This is a genomic window from Grimontia sp. SpTr1 (assembly GCF_947387585.1).
GTDB classification, from domain to species: Bacteria; Pseudomonadota; Gammaproteobacteria; order Enterobacterales; family Vibrionaceae; genus Enterovibrio; species Enterovibrio indicus.
The window spans coordinates 303217-326740 of sequence record NZ_CANDOD010000003.1 but is presented as its reverse complement, the minus strand read 5'-3'; the positions used below and the strand labels follow the sequence as shown (position 1 = coordinate 326740).

Genomic DNA, 23524 nt, shown 5'->3' with positions numbered 1-23524 from the left:
CTTCATAAAAGAAAGCCGCGAAAGCGGCTTTTTTGTTTCTCACTGCTTACGACTCATTGCTGCAACATGCTGATTTCAAATCGCTTGGCTAAGCTGATCAATAAGGAAGATTGAAATCATAGGGAATGTGAGATGGGGACATTAGGCTTTGAGCTGAAATCGCTGGAAGTGTTTGTGGCAACCGCCAAAACCGGCAACATGACCGCCGCTTCTCAGCATCTGGATATTTCTCAATCTTCGGTCTCACAAATTCTTGCCAATCTGGAAAGTAGCCTCGGCGTGAAGCTCCTTGATCGCAGTGTGCGCCCCGTTGAGCTTACTGTCGCTGGACGCTATTTCTACGACCAATCCGTCCACCTGCTCGAACAAGCCTATAAAACCCAGCAAGTCATCACCAAAGGGAGTTTTAACAGTCTGCACTTGGTGCGAATTGCTATGGTGGATTCACTGGCTGCCACCGTAGGACAACCGCTGATTGAAGTGATAAAAGCGCACACCGAAAACTGGACCATGATGACGGGCTACTCTCACCTTCATCAGCAAGGTCTTCTCAGCCGTAGCATTGATATTATTATTTCTGATGATGTCCTCGAAAGGCAGGACGACCTTCGCCGTCTGCAGATTCTGAAGGAACCCTTTGTTCTAGTTGTTCCCAAACAGTTTCAGCAAAAGTATCCCGACACCTGCCACTCGCTTGTCGCATTGAGTCAACATTTGGATATGATTCGCTACAGTGAACAAAGCCTTATCAGCCAATCCATCGAAACCTACCTTCATCACCAAGGGTTAACCGTGCCAGACCGTATGCAGCTAGATAACACATTTGCCGTACTTTCTGCGGTAGCTCAAGGACTTGGCTGGGCATTAACCACACCATTGTGTCTTCTTCAGGGTGAGGTTTTCCGCAACCAGATAAGCTGTATTCCACTCCCGGAAAAAGATTCATTTTTTAGGTACTTAACCCTGATTGCGAGACGCAATGAGTTGGGTGATTTACCGGAAAAACTCGCCGACGGAAGTTGCAAAATCCTACGCCAACATTTCCTTGCTAAAATCCGCCAACATTACCCCTGGCTGGATGGAAAAATACGCATTGGAAAGTACACCTAACAAGCCGTTCAAATTCACACTATTAAAATTCCTAATAGTGTTATCCCACCCTGTGTGATTGTGGTGGTAAAAGTTTTTCACTGTCTCCTACCTTAAAGTAATACCCAAACGACCTGAAGATGCTCGCATTCAGAGGTCATCAATGCGTTCAATTCGAGGCAAATTTCACGAGGAATAGTCGTTCTATTTCCGTGGAATTTAACGAAGAAGTGGGCGCATTGAGGGGCCTCCCTTCGGGCGAGTTGACTGGCGCCGTGCTCTTTGTTGTCCCTTTTTGATGGAGGTGACTACACCTACAAAGGGACGCAGCGATCACAACACCAGTCAATCTCGCTGAATCAGGCATCTTCAGGTTGTTTGGGTATTCAGTCCGTTACCAACCGTAAGTGACTGATGAGTCACCTACTGCTTACCCATGCTTCAACTATCGTTGATAGAGGTTCATGGGTTTCTGAAACATCAGAAGCAAATGGAGCATGCAGTTTTTCTTTCGGTCCAGTAACGAAAATAACAGGAGCGGGTATGGAAGCGCGTGAAGTAAAAACGGCGGCAGACGCCAAAAAGATTGTTGAAGAAAGGAAGCTCTCTCACGTCAAAGTCGGTTTGTTTGATAACGATGGCGTGATGCGTGGCAAGTACATGTCGAAAGAGAAATTCTTCTCTTCGCTGGATGGTGGATTTGCTTTCTGCGATGTAGTGTTGGGCTGGGATGTCAAAGACCAACTCTACGACAACGCCAAATACACTGGCTGGCACACAGGTTATCCTGATGCCCCGGTTCGTATTCTTCCTGACACCTGCCGCGATGTGCTTGATGAAGATGGTATGCTGCTATTCATTGCGGAGTTTTCTGGCGATGCCGAAGCGGTTTGTCCTCGCGCCACACTCCGCCGTGTACTTGAAAAAGCCGCAGACATGGGGTTTGACGCCTACGCTGCACTTGAATATGAATTCTTCATTTTCGATGAAACACCTCACTCCGCCCGCGAGAAAGGCTTCCGCAACCTGAAAACCATTACGCCAGACTGGTTTGGTTACTCGATGATTCGTAACTCTACTTACTCAGGTTTGTATAAAGCAATTCTCGCCATGGGTGAAGCCATGGACTTTCCGATCGAAGGCATCCATTCCGAAACCGGCCCTGGCGTTATCGAAGCTGCGTTGACTGTAGACGGCGCAAAAGAGGCCGCTGACAAGGCCGCGCTGTTCAAAACCTACATGAAGGTGCTGGCACAGAAAAACGACATGATGGCGACCTTCATGGCCAAGTGGACCAATGATTACCCCGGCCAAAGCGGACATATTCACATTTCGCTTCGAGACCGCGCTTCGGGGAAAAGTGCCTTTTATGCGCCCGATGCAGAGCTCAATATGAGTGACGTTCAGCGCCACTTCCTCGCGGGTCAGCAACTTCTGATGCCGCAATTCCTTTGCATGATTGCCCCAACCGTCAACAGCTACACCCGAATGATCCCAGGCTTTTGGGCACCAACGGATGCGACCTGGGGCGTTGAGAACCGCACCACATCTCTTCGTGTCATTCCGGGTTCTGATAAATCGCAGCGCATTGAGTACCGTCTTGGCGCTGCAGATGCCAACCCTTATCTCGCCCTTGCTGCGGCACTGGCCTCTGGCCTTTATGGCATTGAACACAAGATGAAACCTACAGATCGCATCGTGGGTAACGCCTATGAAATCGAACATCCTGAAGAACTCCAACTGCCCCGCACACTCTGGGAGGCCGCACAGTCTTTCAAACAATCGGAAGCTGCCAAAGCCATGCTGGGTGAAGCCTTCGTGGAACACTTCGCCGCGTCACGTGAGTGGGAAGAAAGAGAATTCCGCAAGCATGTGACCGACTGGGAACTCGACCGTTATTTTGAAATTATATAGGTGAAGACATGGAGCGTTTTCAGACAATTACACCCGTAGATGGCTCGGTTTACGTCGAGCGCCCTTTTGCTACAGCAAGCGATATAAATGCCGCACTGGAAAGTGCCTCCAAGGCCTATTCGCCATGGAAAAACACGCCACTTGAAGTGCGCCAGGCTATATGCCGCAAAGCCGTTGAGTGTTTTGTTGCGAGGGGTGATGAAATTGCAGAAGAGATCACCTGGATGATGGGGCGCCCTATTTCCTATACCAAAGGTGAAGTGGCAGGCTTCGAAGAACGCGCGATGCATATGATAGACATTGCTCCTGAAGCTCTTTCACCCATGCCTTTACCAGATAAAGCGGGATTTCGTCGTTACATCAAGCGGGTTCCACTCGGTACAGTATTCGTGGTTGCACCCTGGAACTACCCATACCTGACTGCGGTTAATGCGATTGTTCCTGCTTTGTTGGCCGGTAACACGGTACTGCTCAAGCACTCTGCCCAAACGCCTCTTTGCGCCGAAAGAATGGCAGAAGCATTTGCAGAGGCGGGGTTACCCGAAGGCGTTTTCCAATATCTTCACCTTTCCCATGCTGATACCGAATCCGTCATGCAACACGATTCAATCCGGCATGTTGCATTCACGGGTTCAGTACCTGGCGGCAGGGTCGTTGAGAAGGCCATTGCTGGTCGCTTTATCAGCGCAGGTTTGGAGCTTGGCGGCAAAGACCCAGCCTATATATGCCACGACGCCAATGTTCCCAATGCTGTTGACACTGTCATCGATGGCGCTTTTTTTAACTCCGGCCAATCATGCTGTGGTATGGAGAGGCTTTATGTCCATGATGCTGTTTATGACGATGTTGTCGATGCAGCAGTAAAACTCGTGAACCAATATCAACTCGGCAGACCCGATGAAGCAAGCACAACACTTGGGCCTTTAGTTCGCACCGCTTCTGCTGATTTTGTGAGGGGCCAAACGGAAGAAGCGATACTTCAAGGCGCAAAACCCTTGATTGATGCGTCCGATTTCCCGGCTAGTCAGCTTGGCACCCCTTATTTAGCACCACAACTTCTCATTAACGTAGACCACAGTATGCGGGTGATGACGGAAGAAACTTTCGGCCCCGTTTTAGGTATTCAACGTGTCAGCAGCGACGAAGAAGCCTTGCGCTTGATGAATGAAAGCGAATTTGGTCTGACTGCGGCGATTTTCACTGAAGATGAAGGGCGCGGCGAGCAATTAGCCGATAGCACCGAGTCCGGCACCGTTTTCCTTAACCGCTGCGATTACCTTGACCCCGGTCTGGCTTGGGTAGGCGTCAAAAACAGTGGACGGGGATGCACCCTATCAAAAATTGGGTTTGAGCATCTAACACGACCCAAGTCTTATCACTTCAAACGCGTTTAGGAGCGGACATGTCATTATCAAACTGGAATTACCCCACTGCAATGACAGCCGGTATCGGCGCGTTAGAGGCCTTGCCCACTGCATGTAAAAGCCTGGGAATGCATCGGCCATTGCTGGTCACTGACCCCGGCATTGCGGCGCTGTCGATGACGCAACAGACGAGAGACCTGTGCGAGCAGCAAGGGCTGTCTGTAGCACTGTTCTGTGATGTGCAAGGCAATCCAACAGGCCAGAACGTCGAATCGGGAAATACGGCTTTCAAAGAAGGCTCCCATGATGGCGTGATTGCACTAGGTGGAGGCTCAGCCTTAGATTGCGCGAAAGCCATCGCGTTATCAGCGGAACAGTCTCAACCACTTTGGGCGTTTGAAGATGTGGGCGATAACTGGGCACAAGCAGACCCAGAACTCATTGCCCCCATAGTTGCGATTCCAACCACGGCAGGTACAGGTTCAGAAGTGGGTCGTGCATCTGTCATCACTAAAGAAGATGAAAAACGTAAGCTCATCATCTTTCATCCTCAGATGCTGCCAGGAAAAGTCATACTGGATCCTGAACTTACCCTTGGCCTGCCGCCTCATATCACTGCAGCCACTGGGATGGATGCGTTGTCACACTCTCTTGAAGCGCTATGTGCCCCAGGCTATCACCCTATGGCAGAAGGTATTGCCATTGAAGGTATCCGTTTAGTGCAACAAAACCTCCCCATTGTTTTTGACAACGGGGCAGATAAACAAGCCAGAATGCAGATGTTGGTTGCTTCCAGTATGGGCGCAACGGCATTTCAAAAAGGCCTGGGTGCTATGCACGCCATCGCCCACACACTTGGCGCTTTGTACAACGCTCACCATGGCCTGCTGAATGCCATCCTGATGCCATACGTATTGGAAGCGAATCGCAGAGAAATCGATGAGAAAATGGAGCGATTGGCTCGTTATCTAGCGCTGGAAGGCTCTGGCACTGATGCCGTATTGAGCTGGGTACTGGCATTACGAGAATCTCTGGGGATTCCCCACACACTGGCTGATATTGGGATTAATGACTCCGAAGCTGAAAAGGTCGGATTGATGTCTATCAATGACCCATCTGCGGGAGGTAATCCGATCCCGTTTTCTGCTGATGAATACAGCCAACTCTTTCTCAACGCTGTCCATGGAAAAGGACTCTGAGAGGCATTATGCGTATCGGTCTCCTGCTTTGTGATGATGTGAAACCAGAGCTTCAAAGCACGCACAGAAACTATCCTGACATGTTCGAGATGACATTGAAGAAGGTCGATCCTTCGCTTTCTCTGCACTGCTATCGAGTCATTGACGATGAGTATCCCGCAAGCATCGATGAGTGTGATGGGTATGTTATTTCTGGCAGTCGCTACTCCGTTTATGACGATCTCCCCTGGATTAAACGGTTCGAGCATTTCGTCAGAACACTGTATGAACAAGGAAAGCCCACGGTAGGCATTTGCTTTGGCCATCAAATGATGGCTCAGGCACTGGGTGGCAAAGTCGAACGTTCAGAAAAAGGCTGGGGAGTCGGCATTGCCACCAGCAATTTGTCAGCAGAAGAAAAAGTCTCACAACCTTGGCTACAAAGTCTCAAGCCTGACTTTTCACTTGTCGTCAGCCATCAGGATCAAGTCAGCCAGCTCCCCCCTGACAGCACGACACTTGCCAGCAGCGAGTTCTGCCCTATTGGCATGTTTACCGTTGGCAGCCACTTTCTGGCAATTCAAGGGCATCCCGAATTCAGCCGCGCTTACTCCTTCGATTTGATGGAGTCACGCAGGGATCGTATTCCGGGAGAGGTCATCTCTCGCGGGCAAGCCTCCCTGCAGCAAACTCCGGACGCAGAGCTTGTTACACAATGGTTGCTGGATTTTCTGAAGGCTAATCAGACCTCACCCGGCAAGCCGTCGCCGTCTACGAAGCCTTAAACGACCCCATTCAAGGAAGGAAGTATTTATGGAGTCATCACGTTTACCCGAGGATAAGAATCTGGCTTACCTGCCTGCGTTCCTCGCTACCTACGTCAGATTTGTTGAATCAATTAACTTCTACATCGGTCGGTTTGCGATGTATTTGATATTCCTAATGCTAGGTATTCTCGTCTATTCATCAGTCACCAAAACCTTTTTCCTGCCTTCGCTTTGGACGCTTGAAATGGCGCAGTTTGCCATGGTCGCTTACTACATGCTTGGTGGCCCCTACTCTATGCAGCTCAACAGCCATGTACGCATGGACTTGGTTTACGGCAACTGGTCACCGCGCACCAAAGCGATGGTCGACAGTTTCACGGTGATTTTTCTTATCGTTTATCTCGTGATTTTGCTTTATGGCGGCATTTCCAGCACCTCCTATGCGTTGGAGTATGGCGAGCGCAGCTATTCGGCTTGGCGGCCGTATATGGCACCAATCAAACTCATCATGTGTTTCAGTATCTTCCTGATGCTGCTTCAAGCCACCGCTGTGATGCTCAAAGACATCGCCAAATTGCGCGCGCCAAAGGGTATGGAAGATGAATCAGAAGGAGGCACGCAATGAGTTATGAATTGATCGCTTTGCTGATGTTTTCTTCCATGATGCTGATGCTGCTAACTGGACAACGCGTATTTGCTGCTATTGGTTCCGTTGCTGTGATTGCTTCTCTGCTGCTTTGGGGTGATGGCGGATCTGAAATTGCTTTCGGCGCAGCCATGAAGCTGATGAAGTGGTATCCGCTGCTAACCTTGCCCCTGTTTATCTACATGGGCTACATGCTCTCAGAGTCTGGTATTGCAGAAGACCTCTACAAAATGTTCCATGTCTGGATGGGACCGATTCACGGTGGTTTAGCCATCGGAACGATCTTGTTGATGGTTGCGATTTCAGCCATGAACGGACTCAGCGTAGCTGGCATGGCTATCGGTGCGAGTATTGCCCTTCCCGAACTGCTCAGGCGGGGGTACGACAAGATCATGGTCACCGGGGTGATACAGGCAGGCAGTTCGCTCGGGATACTGGTGCCGCCCAGCGTGGTACTGGTGCTCTACGGCATGATTGCACGCCAGCCTGTGGGACAACTTTGGCTTGCCGGCGTATTGCCGGGTCTGCTGATGGCGAGCATGTTCATCATATACATTGTCGTCCGCTGCAAAATGCAGCCGCATCTCGGTCCTGCGCTTTCCAAAGAGGAACGTAATGTCCCGATGAGTGAGAAGCTCAAACTTCTGCGCGCAGGCATTCTCCCGCTCGCCATTTTCTTTTCTATGACAGGCCTGTTCCTAATGGGTGTCACCAGCTTGGTGGAAAGCTCGGCCGTCGGCGCTCTGGCAGCGACCATTGCTGCCATCGTCAAGCGTCGTATGACCAAAGAAGTCATGGAAAACACGCTGCGTAAAACCCTCGCCATCAGCTGTATGTTCATGTGGATCATTCTTGCAGCTCTATGCTTTGGCGCGGTATTTGACGGTTTAGGCGCAGTCAAAGCGATAGAAGCGCTGTTTATCGATAGGCTGGGTCTGACGCCTTGGGAAGTGTTAATCCTGATGCAACTTTCTTACCTCATCATGGGAACCTTCCTCGACGATACCGCCATGCTGGTTATCGTTGCCCCTCTCTACGTGCCATTAGTGAAGTTACTCGGCTTCGATCTTATCTGGTATGGCGTGCTCTATACCATTACCTGTCAGATTGCCTATATGACACCGCCATTTGGCTACAACCTGTTCCTGATGCGTGCGATGGCACCTCCAGAGGTGTCACTGACCGACATTTACCGCTCTATCGTGCCGTTTGTTCTCATCATGATCTGTGCGCTTGTCATTGTCATGGCATTCCCCCAGATCGCGCTCTGGCTGCCAGAATGGCACTACAGCCGATAGGAGGAAACCATTACAAAAATCACTCTCAAATATGCAACTACACTCAAATCAATGGAAATGTGTGTTTATCGAATTAATGACGTAATAAGGACACCACTATGAGTAACAACAGACGTGATTTTCTGAAAAAGGCAGGTATCGTCGGCGCTGCTAGTTCAACGGCGATTCTGGGTGCACCAGCTGTAGTATCAGCCAAAGAACCCATTCGCTGGAGACTGCAGACCTATGCTGGCCCAGCGCTCGCTGAACATGTCATCAAACCTGCTGTAGATGCGTTTAACGCTGCAGCCAATGGTGAAATGGTCATTGAGCTGTATTTCGCCGACCAGCTTGTTCCTACGGGCGAGTTGTTCCGCGCAATGCAGAAAGGGACGATTGATGCAGTACAAAGTGATGACGACTCCATCGCAGCTCCGGTCGATATCTCCGTGTTTGGCGGCTATTTCCCCTTCGCTACCCGCTATAGCCTCGATGTTCCAGTACTGTTTGAAGAATACGGCTTGAAAGAAATCTGGCAGGAAGCGTATGGCGAGGTCAAAGGTGTGACCTGGTTAAGTGCGGGTTCCTGGGATCCTTGCCACTTCGCAACGGTAGACCCAATTCGTAGCTTGGCGGACTTGAAAGGGAAACGTATCTTTACCTTCCCAACTGCTGGCCGATTCCTTTCCCGTTTCGGTGTTATCCCTGTCACTCTGCCTTGGGAAGATGTGGAAGTGGCAGTGCAGACCGGCGAACTGGATGGCATTGCATGGTCCGGTATTACAGAAGACTACACCGTTGGCTGGGCAGATGTGACCAACTATTTCCTGACGAATAATATCTCCGGTGCTTGGTGTGGTTCCTTCTTTGCCAACACTGAGCGTTGGAATGCACTGCCAGAACACCTGAAAGTGCTGTTTAACCTGATGATGGATTCTTCACACTATTATCGTCAGCACTGGTACTGGGGCGGCGAAGCGAAACTCAGAACAAGTGGTACCAAGATGCAGCTGACCACAATTCCCGATGAAGAGTGGCGTCAGGTTGAGGTCGAGGCTTACAAATTCTGGGACGAAATCGCTGAAACCAGCCCACGAAATGCTCGGGTGATAGAAATATTTAAAGAATATGCAGGAGTGATGGAGAAAGCGGGTAAACCTTACCGCTATTCCTAATTCGTCCGTCACGTTTGAAAAGCGGCTGAGAGAGGCCGCTTTTTTTAAGCGGCTAGAATGAAAAAAACCAGCGTTGATAGGCCAATACCGACGCTGGTTTTCCTCGAGTTTTTACGTTGGCAGATTTAGAGTTCTGCCCTCTCATTAGTTTCCTTCAGCTGATAAAACCAAATGAAAGAAATGAAAGTCTTTTGGTTCAGAATCAGTCTGTAAGTGGCGGCCTTGCATTACTGACTGATTTTGAACACAGGGGTAATTTAGTACCTGATGAATAAGAAAACTGTGAGGTAAACAAGAAAGTTCCTTTATGTTTTATGCAGATGCAGCAATTTTGCGAGTCAGGTAATACTGTGGAAATAAGATCACAGTTGTGCTGAAAAATATGTACACCAGTGGACGTTAATCCCTACGCAAAATCCGTGCTACATTCCGCTCTTCCGAGCTCATAAAGCCTCTTTTCACGTATTTCACGGCGCGCTTCATTCCATTCCATGATCACTTGCTCTCGGCTTTCTCCCCGTCCCATGTCACTGAATAGATACCTATCAACCGTGTGATTAAATGCTTCCAGATCCATTTTTTCCTGATACACGACACCCATAAACTCAAAAGCCTGAGACTTCTCTTTGTTACTGCCGATAACGGTAAACTGCTGCAGGGTGTCCAGTGCCGCTTCATACTCACATTGGACGATTTGTTGCTCTGTACCCAGCAACTTGCCATGCACACCATAGGTAGACACATAGCTGCAGCCGAAAACCATGCCCATTGTCATCAGGCTAAGCAGTAACTTTTTCATGAAAAATCCTTATCAAAATGAGGCGGCAATTTTTTGTCGATGACTAAAAAACTAGCAATAATCAGGCCTATAAAACAAAAAAGCCGGGTTCAATCCCGGCTCTTCATATCTGATTGTTTGGCACTAAGGCAACTAAGGGCGCTTACCCAACTTCACTGTGCCATTTTGTTCGAACATCGCCGCTTCTTTGCGTTTGCGGCCAATCAGCAGCGGCTTGTCATCGTAGAACAAGAAGTTTTTCCAGTACTTCTTGAACATTCCCCAACGGGTTTCAACGATATTGCCTTTGTCGTAACAGAAGTAAACCACCGCATTATCTTCCCATGGGAAAAACGCCAATACGTCCTCCGGCAAATCGCCTTCTTCTTCCCAAGGGTGTTGCCAGTCAGATTCTTGCTCCCACACATCACACATGATCGCCCAGTCGCCTTTACCAAAATGATCCGGCGTTGGGCTTTGTTGGCTAACAAAATCGCGCCATAGCTGCCCGCCGCGTTCTTCGGTCATCGGTTTGATGTGCTCGCGGTCTTCTTCGGCAACAGGCATAGACTGGTGCGTGAAAATCCACTTACGTTTGTATTCTTCAAAGGGAATGTAATTCATAGTTCTCTCAGAGTTCACGGGCGTTATTTCCCCGCGAACATGTAACCTTCGCCATGGACAGTAATGAACATTTGCGGCTTTTTGGGTTCGACCTCGATTTTGTTGCGTAAACGTCGAACTAATACATCAATGGTTCTGTCATTTGGGGCATCGACCCGATGGCTGATCAAGTTCAAGATCCTTTCCCGACTCAACACCCGGTTGCGGTTCGCCGTGAACGCCACCAGCATTTCATATTCTGCTTTGGTGAGTTTCACTGCGTTGTCGCCCTTGTTCAATGCGCGACGTTCAATGTCGAATGTCCAGCCATTGAAGTTCACGATGTTATCACTTTCTTTTACTGAACTCTGCATTTCAGGCAGAGTATTCGCCTTGGAAATGCGCCAGAGCAAATTGCGAACTCGCACAAGAAGTTCTCGTAATTCAAGTGGTTTGGTGCAGTAGTCATCTGCCCCCATTTCCAAGCCAACAATTCGGTCTATGCTGTCAGTTCTCGCGGTAATAAGAATAATACCGACATCGGATTTACTGCGCAGTTGGCGTGTCAGCATCAACCCATCCTCGCCAGGCAGGTTGATATCAAGCAGCACTAAGTCAACATGCTGCTCTTTCATAATCTGATGCATTTCCTTGCCGTCAGCGGCCTGACTGACGTGATATCCCTGTTTTTCGAAGTACGCGCTCACCATGGTGCGAGTCACTGCTTCATCATCTACGACCAAGATGTGATGCGTCACATTTACCCTGTTCACATATCGTCATGAGGAGGCGCACTGTACCACCTAAATTGCTAACAAACTTGATTTATCTCATGGTTATTGCAAATTTTTGTGCGCCAAATCAACCATGTTTTTTAACAATAACAGGGGTGTTTTTGCGAGATAGGCGACAATTAAGTCATTTTGGGCACATTTAGAAGCACATAAAGCCCACATCTCACGTTAACAATCGATTCTGTTCACATCTGTTCATATTCGCCGCCCACCTGTTCATTTTCTAGATGAACCATATTCATATCCAATCGCTACTATGCCCACCTCTAAATAACGCATCAAAAACATGTAGCTATAGTGCGTTGGCTTGCTTCCTAACACGCTGCCGGAATGGGCCCAAACACTAACTACAAAAACTTTTATGGGTGTATCCACTTTTATGAAAAAGCTATTGCAGAAGCTGAACAAACCTAGCGCGAAGTACTCCATTCTTGCGCTGGTTCTGATCGGTGCTGTCATCACGGTTGCCGGCGTGGTCGTGATGAACAAGTCTCTCGACTACTTCTCTCAAACCGAGTTCTGTGTGTCGTGCCACACGATGCAGCAAAACTACGAGGAATATAAGCAGTCGATTCACTACAGCAACGCAAAAGGCATCCGTGCTGAATGTGTAGACTGTCACCAGCCTAAAGATTTCGTAGGCAAAATCTGGCGCAAAATGGGCGCTTATAAAGACGTTTACCACCACTTCGTGACGGGCAAGATTGATACCCCAGAAAAGTTTGAGGAACACCGACTCGAACTCGCCCAGAAAGTCTGGGATCGCATGGCTGACGAGAACTACAAGACCTGTACAACCTGTCACTCATACGAAGCGATGGATCACGACAAGCAGTCCGTTCAGGCGATGAAAGAAATGATCCCTGCAGCGAAAGAAAATATGGCGTGTATTGAGTGTCACAAAGGTATTGCTCACGAACTGCCAAACATGGCAGGTGGCTTCCGTAAGACATTCGAAACCCTGACTGCTTCTGCAACCGCACCTGCTGGCGCCAAGAAACTGTTCTCTATCGAAGAGAAGAGCCTGTTTGCTACCGCTGATGCAAACGGCAAGGTTGAAGGCCAGCTGCTGCCAGCTTCTGAAGTAGAAGTGGTTGGCGAAGAAGGCGACATGCTGAAAGTGCGTGTTCAAGGTTGGATCGAAACCAACGGTAAAGGCCGCGTGATGACTGAGTACATGGGTAAACGTGTATTCAAGGCGACCGTTCGTGGTGACGTGAAAGCGACTGAGACTGTGATTTCTGAAGAAGTGGATCCAGCAACCAACATCGCTTGGAAACAAGTGGCGGTGAATGCCTATATCACCAAAGATCATCTGGTTGAAAGCATTGACCCTATCTGGGACTACGCATCAGAAATGTACGCATCTTCTTGTAACTCTTGTCACGCAGCACCAGCCCCTGGCCACTTCACTGCAAACGGCTGGATTTCAAGCCTGAAAGCGATGAGTGCGTATTACCGCCTGAGCAAGACCGAAGAGCGCACCCTGCTGAAGTATCTGCAGAACCACGGTAGTGATACCGGCGGTGCAGGCGCCCACTAATCGGCAAAAAGAATACTAAGCGGCAGATGCGCCCTCGTGCATCTGCCCTGATGAATTAAAAACTATAAGGACTTCTACATGGCGACTGAAAAACAACAAGGCATTTCCCGCCGTCGTTTTCTCTCTGGCATGTTAACCGCCAGTGCGGGTGTTGTGATTGGTTCCAGCCTGCTGGCACCACGCAAAGCAATGGCCGCGACTGAAGCGAAAAACACCTTCTCTGGTGAAGTTATTCATGGTTCACACTGGGGTGCATTCCGCGCGAAAGTTGAAAACGGTATCTGGGTTGACACAGTAGCGTTTGAAAACGATCCACACCCAACCTCAATGCTGAACGGTGTACGTGAAGTGGTCTACAACCCATCTCGCGTTAAGTACCCAATGGTACGCATCGACTGGCTGAAGCACGGCTGGAAATCAGACACTTCACAACGTGGTGACAACCGCTTTGTACGTGTGCCATGGTCACAGGCTTTGGACTTCTTCCATCACGAACTGGAGCGCGTTCAAAACACTTACGGCCCAAGTGCACTTTACGCAGGTCACTCTGGCTGGCAGTCATGCGGTAAGTTCAACACCGCCGGTACTATGATGCAGCGCGCTATCAGCCTGCACGGTACTTACCTGGCAAAAGTGGGCGACTACTCGACCGGTTCTGCGCAGGTTGTTCTGCCTTACGTTGCGGGTGCAATGGAAGTTTATGAGCAACAAACTTCTTGGCCGCTGGTTCTGGAAAACGCGAAAAACATCGTGATCTGGGGTTCAGATCCAATCAAGAACCTGCAAGTAGGCTGGCTGGTTCCAGACCACAGTGTTTACGGTTACTACCAGCAACTGGCTGAGAAAGTAAAAGCAGGCGAAATCAACGTGATTCACGTTGACCCGGTGAAGAACGAATCATACAAGTTCTTCGGTGGTTCTCAGGTTGCGGTTAACCCACAAACTGACGTGCCTCTGATGCTGGCAATCGCGCACACGCTCTACACTGAGAAGCTATACGACGAGCAGTTCCTGGCTGACTACACCACTGGTTTCGACAAGTTCGTTCCTTACCTGACCGGTGAGAAAGACGGCGTAGCGAAAACGCCAGAGTGGGCGGCAGAAATCTGTGGCATACCTGCAGATCAAATCCGCGAACTGGCGCGCACCATGGCAAATGGCCGCACCCAGATCATCGCGGGCTGGTGTCTGCAACGCATGCAGCACGGCGAACAATACGCGTGGATGATCGTTGTTCTGGCAGCCATGCTGGGTCAAATCGGTCTGCCAGGCGGTGGTTTCGGCTTCGGTTGGCACTACAACGACGCAGGTACTATTACTTCTGCGGGTCCACTGATGTCTGGTTTCAGCTCAGTGACTGGCGTTGATCCAATCCACAGCGGCAGCTACAACGGCTACTCAAGCTACATCCCTGTTGCACGTTTCGTTGATTGTATCGAGAACCCGGGTACCACTATCCAGTTCAACGGCCACAGCGTGAAATTCCCACACATGAAGATGGCTATCTTCTGTGGTAACAACCCATTCCACCACCACCAGGATCGTAACCGTATGATCAAAGCGTGGCGTAATCTGGAAACGGTTGTCAGCGTTGAGCACCAATGGACAGCGACTTGCCGCTTTGCAGACATCGTTCTGCCAGCGACCACCACTTACGAGCGTAACGACATCGAGCAGTTCGGTAACCACTCGAACAAAGGCATCATCGCGATGAAACAAATCGTTGAGCCAATGTTCGAAGCGAAAGACGATTTCGATATCTTCCGTGAGCTGTGTACCCGTTACGGTCGTGAAGAAGCCTTCACTGGCGGCAAGACCAAGATGGAGTGGATTGAAGAGATCTACAACGGCGCACGTCTGCAAGGTCGTGGTATCGGCGTTCGTATGCCTAACTTCGTTAAATTCTGGGAAGAAGAGCAATTCATCGCGTTCCCAGAAGGTTCAGAGTGGGTTCGTCACGCAGCGTTCCGTAAAGAACCGGATCTGGAGCCATTGGGCACCGCGTCTGGTCTGATTGAGATCTACTGTAAGACTATCGCTGACATGGGTTACGACGACTGTCAGGGTCACCCAATGTGGTTTGAAAAAGTAGAACGTAGCCACGGTGGTCCTAAGTCGAAACAGTACCCTATCCACCTGCAAAGCTGTCACCCGAACCACCGTTTGCACTCGCAGCTATGTTCGTCAGACGACCACCGCGGCACTTACGCTGTAGCAGGTCGCGAGCCTTGCTACATCAGCACTGCTGACGCGAAGGCACGTGGTATCCAATCTGGCGACATCGTACGCGTGTTCAACGACCGTGGTCAGGTACTGGCTGGTGCAGTGGTGACTGACGATTACATGTCTGGCGTATGTCGTATCCACGAGGGTGCATGGTATGCGCCGCTGGAAGGTGGCAAACCAGGTACCCTGTGTACTTACGGCGATCCAAACGTGCTGACCGTTGATATCGGTACCTCTAAGCTGGCTCAGGCAACCTCTGCACACACTGCACTGGTTGAAATTGAGAAATACACTGGCAAAGTGCCAGCAGTGACCGGCTTCAGCGGCCCTATCGCGGTTGACGACGTTAACCCACTGTTCCCGGCGATGGATATCGCATAAGAGACAGTGTGAAGAAAAAGGGCAGCTTGGCTGCCCTTTTTTACTCTAAGCTGGTTAGAATTAACGAAAAACATCCCTCACTTACGGAATGACAATGCAAGAATTTATCGCCATTAACGAACAACGTGCCGAGTTTTACTGGTGGATGTCTTCACTGTTTGCGACGGAGTTGACCCAGCAAGATCTGGACAACTACCACGGCGGCGACATGGATAACTACTACTCCGTGTTGGCGATGACCGACGAATTGAAAGCCCCGATTGCGGAATTTCGTGACGCGCTGGCGAAACTGAAAGTCAGAGAAGATGCACAGCTTGAATTGGCGGCAGATTTCTGTGGCTTGTTCCTGAGCACACCGAAGTCAGGCGCCCTTCCCTATGCCTCCATGTACATTGGCGAAACCGGTTTGTTGAACGACAAGCCAGCGGTTGAAATGGGTCAATGGATGGATAAATACGGTATTGCACAGCGCAAGGACTTTAACGAGCCGTTTGATCACTTGGCGGTAGAACTCGACTTTATGGGTAACCTGACGATCCTCGCGAACAAAGAAACTGACGAGGAAAAACAAGAAGCGATGATGCAAGAGCAGCAACGTTTTCTTGAAACCATGATGCTGCCTTGGATTGAGCAGTTCCAACAAACCGTGCAGCAGTTCGACAAATTCGGCTTCTATAAAGCTGCAGCGAACTTGTTGGTGTCCTTTATCAAGTTGGACCAAGCCTTCCTTAAAGGCGAATAAACGGACAAGCACAGTGTTCAAAAGCCGGGCTTGTTCCCGGCTTTTTGTGTTTATAGCTGTTCAAAATCACCAAGCTGGCGCTCAGTTAGCTGAAACTGAAAGTACGCACTGTGTGGTTAGCATGATGCGCATCAACCTTATGCACGTCTCTAAGACACAATAATTGCGGCGTAGGACCATTGACATTAAACTGTGAACGCAAGCGATTGGCATTGAGAATTTTCTGAAATCTTGCAACAAACTCATGTAAGTGCCTCGCGCGTTTCTTCTCCTCAGCGTCAATAACGCTCAGACTATTTGGGCATTGCGTCTGATTACGCATCAGTAAGAGAAAGAAAGCACACATAATTTGAACGAACCTGATACGCCGCTTATACCGTCGGATTGAATCGAAAACATTCAGATCGGTTAAGCGGCGTAAACTTGTGCAGTCCGATATAACGGAGACTGCCAATAAAACGATAAGAAGATTACCGAATGGCAACAATTAAAGACGTCGCACGACTCGCCGGTGTCTCTACAACAACAGTTTCGCACGTGATCAACAAGACGCGTTTTGTTGCAGAGAACACGACCAAGAAAGTCTGGGCCGCTGTCGACGAATTGAACTACGCACCAAGCGCTGTGGCTAGAAGCTTGAAGTGCAACTCTACCCGCACCATTGGCATGCTGGTGACCAAATCAACCAACCCATTCTTCGCAGAAGTGGTGCATGGTGTAGAAGAATACTGCTACAAAGAAGGCTACACGCTGATCCTGTGTAATACCGAAGGTAATCTATCCAAGCAGCGCGATTACCTGCGCATGCTGGCGGAAAAACGCGTGGATGGCCTGTTGGTGATGTGTTCTGACTTGAACGAAGAGCTGCTTTCACTGCTTGAAAAAAAGCAGGATCTGCCAATGGTCGTGATGGACTGGGGTACACAGCACATTAACACCGACTGCATTCAGGACAACGCAGAGCTTGGTGGATACATTGCCACTAAACACTTTATTGAAAACGGTCACACCAAGATTGGCTGTATCTCAGGTCAGATGGATAAGCTGACTTGTAGAGAGCGTCTGGACGGTTTCCGCAAAGCGCTGGAAGAGGCTGGCCTGACTTACAACCCGGATTGGATTGTCGAAGCGGATTTCGAATGTGATTCTGCGGTAGAAGCCGCGAATAAGCTTGTCGCGCTGGATGACCGCCCTACTGCCGTATTCTGTTTTAACGACATAATGGCATTGGCTGCGATCAGTACCTTCCGTCAGGCAGGTCTGGATGTGCCGAATGACATTTCCATCATTGGCTATGACAACATCGATTTAGCTGGCTTCTTCTCGCCACCGTTAACCACAATTCACCAGCCTAAAAACCGTTTGGGCAAAACGGCAATTAAGCTGTTGATGGAACGTCTGGCAAACAAAGAGAACCAGCAACAGATTTTTGAAATGCAGCCTGAATTGATTGTGCGACGCTCTGTAAAGAATTTAAAACAGTCATAGCGCAAAATCGCCGCAAATGTCACCAAAAAGCCTGAGCTTTACGCTCAGGCTTTTCTTTTACTGACAAGTTTTCCAAATAAATGCATCTTGTTATTGCGACGAACCTCAAAATCAATAAAATGCCCAGATTTCTAGTGCTACCCTTATTGCATACTGTAAAAGGGGTGCGATGGTCGAAATTTCTGCAATAACAAAGAGAACGGAATAATTACAAAGAAATCAATAGAGTTCGTTCTGAACTAAGATCACACTTTGTTCGACCAGCAATAACGACAAAAAGACGCGATTCGGTTAAGCTAAATCTCGTCAAGAAAAAGGCAAACCAAGGCGAAAGCCTGGGACGCAAAGCTTCCGGCCTCACACCGTTGAAAATATTCATCAGGTGTTGGTAGCGGAGCTACCGATGACGTTAGCATTTCACATCCGGTTCGCCCGGTGCGTTGACAATTCTCTGAATTAGCATTGCTACGTTACTCCTTGACCATTCATCCAGGAACGTATTGATTGAGAATAAGTCACATGGATAAACCAACCCTAAAAAACACACTGAAGTTCTTCGAATGTCTGGGCAAAATGAAATCGCGCTCTATGTTTGGTGGTTTTGGTGTTTTCTGCGACGAGACAATGTTTGCACTTGTCGTAAATGACCAGCTTCATCTTCGCGCTGGCCCAGCCAACGAAACAGAATTCAAAGCACTGAATATGGAACCCTACGTGTATAAGAAGCGTGGATTCCCAGTTGTCACTAAGTACTACGCCGTACCACAAGATTGGTGGGATCAGTCCGGTCTAATGATGGACCACGCCACCAAGGCCCTCGCAATTGCAAGGGAAGACCAGCAAGAAAAGAAGACTGCGGCGCCTTCACGTATCAAAGATCTTCCGAACCTTCGCCTTGCGACGGAACGTATGCTGAAAAAAGCAGGTATCGAATCCGTCGAAGAGCTTCAGCGTGCCGGCGCAGTAGGTGCTTATCAAGCACTACAAAAATCCCACAACGATACGCTAAGCCTCGAGTTACTATGGGCGCTGGAAGGTGCGATTGAAGGCAAGCATTGGTCGGTGATCACGCCCCAACGCAGAAACGAGTTGCTCGAAACCCTTCGACAGTAATTCACGATTACTTCGTTATAGAGACAGCCAGCGTGCCCTTCTCCGCCGCTGGCTGTTTTGCTTTCTGATATTCCGTACTGTAAATCCGAACTAATTTGCAAAATTCCTGTCGATTTGATGCTGTTTTGGAGAGAGATAATGGAAAGTCCTGCCATGAACCATTGCTTATTTGATAAGGCTTTGTCAGAGAAAACTGATAAAAAACCGATGATTTTGACCGTCGTTCGATCAACCTCAACAAAGCACTCCTAAAACCATTTTCGTGACATGTGTCACATATAAGACACACAAGAGCCTTGCCCGCTTACCAGTGCATGCAAATCTGAACTATGCCAAAAGAGAAGACAGACAAATGGCAACAGAAAAATGCACTACACAAAGCCGTTTCCAGACCAAATAGACAGAATTTTCCGCGACCATTTCAGAAAATGGCCGCGCAGATTCAAATGGACGGTTTTTCTTTGCTTCTTTTTCCCTGCAGCCTCGTATGCGGCAAATACGCACGGCACTTTTGACCCCTCGTTTCTCACCATCATTGTTATCCTTTTTTTCGGTATCAACGCTCTGGTTGTGGTTTGGGGCCTACGGTTGAATAGTTTTGCTCAACGCTGCTATTGGCACCGTAACTACCACATTGGCGGCGCAACGACGCTGGCTCTCATCCCTCTCGGCATTTTGGTACTTCAATACACTAAATACTGCCTATGAATCCAACTTGTGATTCTTCATTGACACATCCAGACTCTATTCAATCTCGTATATTCTCATTTTTATCAGGAAGTTAACTCTCTCTCGACAGCCTTTCATATACATGTTTGAACATATAGCATCGAAAATTTTGAAGAGGTTTGTAATTTTTCCCAAATCCCCTCGGTCATATCCAGCAAGCAAAATTAGGAAAAGCGCGCAAATCCACGTATTGCTTTCGTCAAACTGAACCTCGTTTACTCCCAAGGTCACAGTTTTGGCAATAAACCTGTTTAACTCTTTGGTAATGAAGTGCATTTCGTCCAGACAAAAGGAAACTTTTGCCATAGTTAGAACTGTGCTTTAAGCAACGCTGTTATCCAAATTTCGATTGAACAGACTCGTGGAACAACGTCACTTATAAAGGATCAGGAATGAACACAAAGAAGTTAGCTGTTCTCATTGTCATTGCAGCCATATTTGTCACATGGTTTGCCTTCGACCTCGGCGCACTGTTTACGCTTGAAAACGCCAAGGCTCAGCATGAAGCATTAAAAGACACCATCGCGAGTAACTTTGTTACGGCAAGCATCATCTATTTCGTTGTCTACATCGCGATGACTGCACTCTCACTGCCCGGCGCGGCGATTGCGACACTGCTTGGTGCAGCATTATTTGGCTTCTGGTGGGCGTTGCTTCTTGTGTCGTTTGCCAGCTCCATTGGTGCTACGCTGGCATTCCTCGTCAGCCGCTTCCTGCTGAAAGATTCGGTTCAGAGCAAGTTTGGTGATCGATTAGCTACGATTAACCAGGGCGTCGAGAAAGATGGTCCTTTCTATCTGCTCACACTGCGTCTTATCCCGGTATTTCCGTTCTTCCTGATTAACTTGCTGATGGGCTTAACGCCAATCCGCACAGCGACTTTCTACATTGTTAGCCAAATCGGTATGCTGCCGGGCACCGCGGTTTACATCAATGCAGGTACGCAACTGGCGCAAATCGACTCCCTGAGCGGCATTGTTTCTCCGGGCGTATTGTTGTCGCTGGTATTGTTAGGTGTATTCCCAATCATCGCCAAGATGATCATGAACGTGATTCAAAAGCGCCGCGTCTACGCAAAATGGCAAAAGCCAGCCACGTTTGACCGTAACCTGATTGCGATTGGTGCAGGTGCAGGCGGCTTGGTGACCACCTACATTGGTGCCGCGGTAAAAGCCAAAGTCACTCTGATTGAAAAACACAAAATGGGCGGCGATTGTCTGAATACCGGCTGCGTCCCTTCAAAAGCACTGATTCGTGCAGGTCATGCCGTGCATGAAATCAAACGATCACAAGAGTTTGGTGTAACCGTCGGCGAACCTACGGTGGATTTCCAACAAGTAATTGGCCGAGTGCACAAAGTCATTGCAGACATCGAGCCGCACGATTCTGTCGAGCGTTACACCAAGCTTGGCGTGGAATGTATCGAAGGCGAAGCGAAAATCCTCTCTCCTTGGGAAGTAGAAGTGAATGGTCAACGCCTGACTACTCGCAACATTGTTATCGCAACCGGTGCGCGTCCTTTGGTTCCGGGTATTCCAGGTCTTCAGGAAGTCAGTTACCTGACCTCAGACAACGTCTGGGAGCTTCAGGAGCAGCCTAAGAAGCTCTTGGTGCTGGGTGGTGGTCCAATTGGTAGCGAATTGGCACAAAGCTTCTCTCGCCTCGGTACAGACGTGACCTTGGTGGAAATGGCAGACCAACTGCTGATCCGTGAAGATGCCGACGCTGCTGAACTGGTTGTAAAAGGCCTGAAAGAAGACGGCGTGAACATATTGCTTGGCCACAAAGCCACACGCTTTGAAAAAGAAGGCGACGTTCAACGTGCTTACCTTGAGCACAATGGCGAAGAAGTTGTCATCGAGTTTGACTATGTGATGCTGGCGCTTGGTCGTGTCGCTAACACCAAAGGCTTTGGCCTTGAGGACATCGGCGTTGAGCTCACGGAGCGCGGCACCGTCAAAGTGAACGAGTATCTGCAAACCAACTACCCGAACATCTTTGCGGTGGGTGATGTGGCAGGTCCTTTCCAACTGACCCACGCTGCAGGCCATCAGGCTTGGTATGCAGCAGTGAATGCTCTGTTTGGTGACTTTAAGAAATTCAAAGCAGATTACTCTGTGATGCCAGCAGCGACCTATACGGCGCCAGAAGTTGCCCGTGTCGGCATCAACGAGAAAGAAGCGATTGCACAAGGTATCGAGTACGAAGTGGCGCACTACGGTATCGACGATTTAGATCGCGCGATTGCAGACGGTGAAGATCACGGCTTTATCAAAGTCATCACGCCGAAAGGCAAAGACAAAATTCTGGGTGCAACCATTGTGGGTTCACATGCTGGCGACCTGCTCGCAGAATTCACCCTAGCGATGCGTCACGGCCTTGGATTGAACAAGATCCTCGGTACAGTGCACCCTTACCCAACCATGAGTGAAGCCACCAAATACACTGCCGGTGTTTGGAAGCAAAACAATGCTCCTCAAGGATTGCTGGCTTGGGTAGAGAAGTTCCACACCTGGATGCGTAACGAATCCAGTGCAAACAAATCTCAAACCATGATTAAGGAAGATTGATCACCATGAATTTGAAATCCATCGTCGCAGCTTGCGCCCTCGCCTTCACTTCAGCCGTTTCAGCGGCTGACCTCTCTAACTGGGAGAAAATTGAAGAAGGTGCTCAAGGCCAAACGGTTTACTTCAATGCCTGGGGCGGTAGCCCGGAAATCAATGCTTACCTGCGTTGGGCGGGCGACGAGCTGAAAGATCGTTACGGCGTCACGCTTCAACACGTTAAAGTGTCTGACATTGCAGAGACCGTTAACCGTTTGGTCGCTGAAAAAGCCGCAGGCAAGAATGAAGGCGGCAGCGTAGACATGGTTTGGATTAATGGTGAAAACTTCAAATCAATGAAATCAAACGGCCTGTTGTTTGGACCGTTTGTTGAAAGCCTGCCTAGCTGGTCGATTGTTGATAAATCCCTGCCAGTCAAAGAGGACTTTACCGAGCCAACAAATGGTTTGGAAGCACCTTGGGGTGTAGGCCAGCTAGTTTTCATCCACGATGAAAAGACGCTGGCAAACCCGCCAGCCTCTTTCAACGAGATGCTGAGTCTGGCCAAAGCGTTTCCAGGGAAAATCACCTACCCGAAACCACCGGCATTCCACGGTACTAGCTTCCTGAAAGCCGCTTTGCTGGAATTGAGCATGGATACTGCCCCGCTATACAAGTCTACTGATCAAGCAGATTTTGATGCGGTGACAGCGCCACTTTGGAAGTACTTGGATGAATTGCATGCTGTGGCTTGGCGTCAAGGTAAACAATTCCCGGCTGCCAGCGCAGAAACCATGCAGTTGTTGGATGATGGAGAGTTGCTGCTTGCCATCACATTTAACCCCAATGCCGCTGAAACGGCAGTGAAAAACGGTACACTTGCGCCTTCCGCAAAAGCCTTTGCTTTTGACAAGGGTGCCCTGTCCAACATTCACTTTATGGGCATCCCTTGGAACGCTAATGCAAAAGAAGGCGCACTCGTCGCCGTTAACTTCCTGATGAGTGAAGAGGCGCAGGCTCGTAAAGCAAACAGCGATTACTGGGGTGATCCAGCGGTCGTAAAACTGACGGGCAGCAAGCCATTGTTCAAGTCGCAGCCTGAGCCACATCCAAGCTGGCAAGGTGCGCTCGAGCAAGAATGGCTTAAGCGCTATGGTCAATAATTAGAGTA

Annotated in this window: 18 protein-coding genes and 1 riboswitch; of the genes, 15 read left to right on the top strand and 3 right to left on the bottom strand. The window is 49.2% G+C overall.

All coding sequences use genetic code 11. From position 1 onward, the window contains the following. Positions 1 to 132: 132 nt before the first annotated feature. The 8 genes from QL223_RS08155 to QL223_RS08120 all read left to right on the top strand — a co-directional run bounded on the left by QL223_RS08155 (position 133) and on the right by QL223_RS08120 (position 9410). A complete protein-coding gene (locus QL223_RS08155) occupies positions 133 to 1110 on the top strand; it encodes a LysR family transcriptional regulator (RefSeq protein WP_002540225.1) in 978 nt (325 codons plus the stop codon). A gap of 522 nt (positions 1111 to 1632) precedes the next feature. Next, positions 1633 to 3003 carry a glutamine synthetase gene (locus QL223_RS08150; RefSeq protein ID WP_281544433.1) on the top strand — a complete coding sequence of 457 codons (1371 nt, stop codon included), beginning with the start codon at positions 1633 to 1635 and terminating at the stop codon, positions 3001 to 3003. 8 nt (positions 3004 to 3011) lie between these two features. Next, complete coding sequence (locus QL223_RS08145; protein WP_281544432.1) at positions 3012 to 4397, top strand: aldehyde dehydrogenase family protein; 1386 nt, start codon at positions 3012 to 3014, stop codon at positions 4395 to 4397. Between the two features lie 8 nt (positions 4398 to 4405). Next, positions 4406 to 5566, top strand: a complete 1161-nt coding sequence (locus QL223_RS08140) for an iron-containing alcohol dehydrogenase (protein WP_281544431.1) — start codon at positions 4406 to 4408, stop codon at positions 5564 to 5566. Positions 5567 to 5574: 8 nt separating this feature from the next. Then, complete coding sequence (locus tag QL223_RS08135) at positions 5575 to 6330, top strand: GMP synthase (RefSeq protein ID WP_002535143.1); 756 nt, start codon at positions 5575 to 5577, stop codon at positions 6328 to 6330. 28 nt (positions 6331 to 6358) lie between these two features. After that, on the top strand, positions 6359 to 6937 hold the full coding sequence (locus QL223_RS08130; protein ID WP_002535141.1) for a TRAP transporter small permease subunit: 579 nt from the start codon (positions 6359 to 6361) through the stop codon (positions 6935 to 6937). Beyond that, the gene (locus QL223_RS08125) at positions 6934 to 8256 is read left to right on the top strand and encodes a TRAP transporter large permease subunit (protein ID WP_002535139.1); all 1323 of its coding nucleotides are present in this window, start codon (positions 6934 to 6936) and stop codon (positions 8254 to 8256) included. The genes QL223_RS08130 and QL223_RS08125 overlap by 4 nt, the downstream gene beginning before the upstream one ends. 98 nt (positions 8257 to 8354) lie before the next feature. Next, positions 8355 to 9410, top strand: coding sequence for a TRAP transporter substrate-binding protein (locus tag QL223_RS08120; RefSeq protein WP_002535138.1), 1056 nt, complete (start codon positions 8355 to 8357; stop codon positions 9408 to 9410). Positions 9411 to 9816: 406 nt separating this feature from the next. On the opposite strand, the gene QL223_RS08115 is transcribed toward QL223_RS08120, so the two are convergent. The 3 genes from QL223_RS08115 to torR form a co-directional block, all read right to left on the bottom strand. Next, a complete protein-coding gene (locus tag QL223_RS08115) occupies positions 9817 to 10209 on the bottom strand; it encodes a hypothetical protein (protein ID WP_281544430.1) in 393 nt (130 codons plus the stop codon). Between the two features lie 132 nt (positions 10210 to 10341). Next, positions 10342 to 10812, bottom strand: a complete 471-nt coding sequence (locus QL223_RS08110) for a DUF2947 domain-containing protein (RefSeq protein ID WP_281544429.1) — start codon at positions 10810 to 10812, stop codon at positions 10342 to 10344. A gap of 23 nt (positions 10813 to 10835) precedes the next feature. Continuing rightward, the gene (gene torR, locus QL223_RS08105; RefSeq protein WP_281544428.1) at positions 10836 to 11549 is read right to left on the bottom strand and encodes a two-component system response regulator TorR; all 714 of its coding nucleotides are present in this window, start codon (positions 11547 to 11549) and stop codon (positions 10836 to 10838) included. Between the two features lie 397 nt (positions 11550 to 11946). Between torR and torC the strand changes: the two genes are divergently transcribed. From torC to QL223_RS08070, 7 genes are all read left to right on the top strand, one after another. Continuing rightward, on the top strand, positions 11947 to 13128 hold the full coding sequence (gene torC / locus QL223_RS08100) for a pentaheme c-type cytochrome TorC (RefSeq protein ID WP_039849377.1): 1182 nt from the start codon (positions 11947 to 11949) through the stop codon (positions 13126 to 13128). A gap of 78 nt (positions 13129 to 13206) precedes the next feature. Continuing rightward, complete coding sequence (torA, locus tag QL223_RS08095) at positions 13207 to 15735, top strand: trimethylamine-N-oxide reductase TorA (protein WP_281544427.1); 2529 nt, start codon at positions 13207 to 13209, stop codon at positions 15733 to 15735. Between the two features lie 94 nt (positions 15736 to 15829). Beyond that, positions 15830 to 16477, top strand: coding sequence for a molecular chaperone TorD (gene torD / locus QL223_RS08090; RefSeq protein ID WP_281544426.1), 648 nt, complete (start codon positions 15830 to 15832; stop codon positions 16475 to 16477). A gap of 477 nt (positions 16478 to 16954) precedes the next feature. Next, positions 16955 to 17965, top strand: a complete 1011-nt coding sequence (gene purR / locus QL223_RS08085; RefSeq protein ID WP_281544425.1) for an HTH-type transcriptional repressor PurR — start codon at positions 16955 to 16957, stop codon at positions 17963 to 17965. Between the two features lie 306 nt (positions 17966 to 18271). Further along, positions 18272 to 18370, top strand: a riboswitch (cyclic di-GMP riboswitch). Between the two features lie 114 nt (positions 18371 to 18484). Continuing rightward, on the top strand, positions 18485 to 19078 hold the full coding sequence (locus QL223_RS08080; protein ID WP_002535127.1) for a TfoX/Sxy family DNA transformation protein: 594 nt from the start codon (positions 18485 to 18487) through the stop codon (positions 19076 to 19078). A gap of 1121 nt (positions 19079 to 20199) precedes the next feature. Beyond that, complete coding sequence (lpdA, locus tag QL223_RS08075) at positions 20200 to 22377, top strand: dihydrolipoyl dehydrogenase (RefSeq protein ID WP_281544424.1); 2178 nt, start codon at positions 20200 to 20202, stop codon at positions 22375 to 22377. Positions 22378 to 22382: 5 nt separating this feature from the next. Beyond that, a complete protein-coding gene (locus tag QL223_RS08070; protein WP_281544423.1) occupies positions 22383 to 23516 on the top strand; it encodes an ABC transporter substrate-binding protein in 1134 nt (377 codons plus the stop codon). Positions 23517 to 23524 lie beyond the last annotated feature (8 nt).

What these genes read in the sequence shown, in the direction of transcription:
- QL223_RS08130 (WP_002535141.1), top strand. Translation starts at nt 6,359, where the DNA reads ATGGAGTCATCACGTTTACCCGAGGATAAGAATCTGGCTTACCTGCCT.
- purR (WP_281544425.1), top strand. Translation starts at nt 16,955, where the DNA reads ATGGCAACAATTAAAGACGTCGCACGACTCGCCGGTGTCTCTACAACA.
- QL223_RS08140 (WP_281544431.1), top strand. Translation starts at nt 4,406, where the DNA reads ATGTCATTATCAAACTGGAATTACCCCACTGCAATGACAGCCGGTATC.
- QL223_RS08150 (WP_281544433.1), top strand. Translation starts at nt 1,633, where the DNA reads ATGGAAGCGCGTGAAGTAAAAACGGCGGCAGACGCCAAAAAGATTGTT.
- lpdA (WP_281544424.1), top strand. Translation starts at nt 20,200, where the DNA reads ATGAACACAAAGAAGTTAGCTGTTCTCATTGTCATTGCAGCCATATTT.
- QL223_RS08115 (WP_281544430.1), bottom strand. Translation starts at nt 10,209, where the DNA reads ATGAAAAAGTTACTGCTTAGCCTGATGACAATGGGCATGGTTTTCGGC.
- QL223_RS08070 (WP_281544423.1), top strand. Translation starts at nt 22,383, where the DNA reads ATGAATTTGAAATCCATCGTCGCAGCTTGCGCCCTCGCCTTCACTTCA.
- QL223_RS08155 (WP_002540225.1), top strand. Translation starts at nt 133, where the DNA reads ATGGGGACATTAGGCTTTGAGCTGAAATCGCTGGAAGTGTTTGTGGCA.
- QL223_RS08120 (WP_002535138.1), top strand. Translation starts at nt 8,355, where the DNA reads ATGAGTAACAACAGACGTGATTTTCTGAAAAAGGCAGGTATCGTCGGC.
- QL223_RS08080 (WP_002535127.1), top strand. Translation starts at nt 18,485, where the DNA reads ATGGATAAACCAACCCTAAAAAACACACTGAAGTTCTTCGAATGTCTG.
- QL223_RS08145 (WP_281544432.1), top strand. Translation starts at nt 3,012, where the DNA reads ATGGAGCGTTTTCAGACAATTACACCCGTAGATGGCTCGGTTTACGTC.
- QL223_RS08110 (WP_281544429.1), bottom strand. Translation starts at nt 10,812, where the DNA reads ATGAATTACATTCCCTTTGAAGAATACAAACGTAAGTGGATTTTCACG.
- QL223_RS08125 (WP_002535139.1), top strand. Translation starts at nt 6,934, where the DNA reads ATGAGTTATGAATTGATCGCTTTGCTGATGTTTTCTTCCATGATGCTG.
- QL223_RS08135 (WP_002535143.1), top strand. Translation starts at nt 5,575, where the DNA reads ATGCGTATCGGTCTCCTGCTTTGTGATGATGTGAAACCAGAGCTTCAA.
- torC (WP_039849377.1), top strand. Translation starts at nt 11,947, where the DNA reads ATGGGTGTATCCACTTTTATGAAAAAGCTATTGCAGAAGCTGAACAAA.
- torD (WP_281544426.1), top strand. Translation starts at nt 15,830, where the DNA reads ATGCAAGAATTTATCGCCATTAACGAACAACGTGCCGAGTTTTACTGG.
- torA (WP_281544427.1), top strand. Translation starts at nt 13,207, where the DNA reads ATGGCGACTGAAAAACAACAAGGCATTTCCCGCCGTCGTTTTCTCTCT.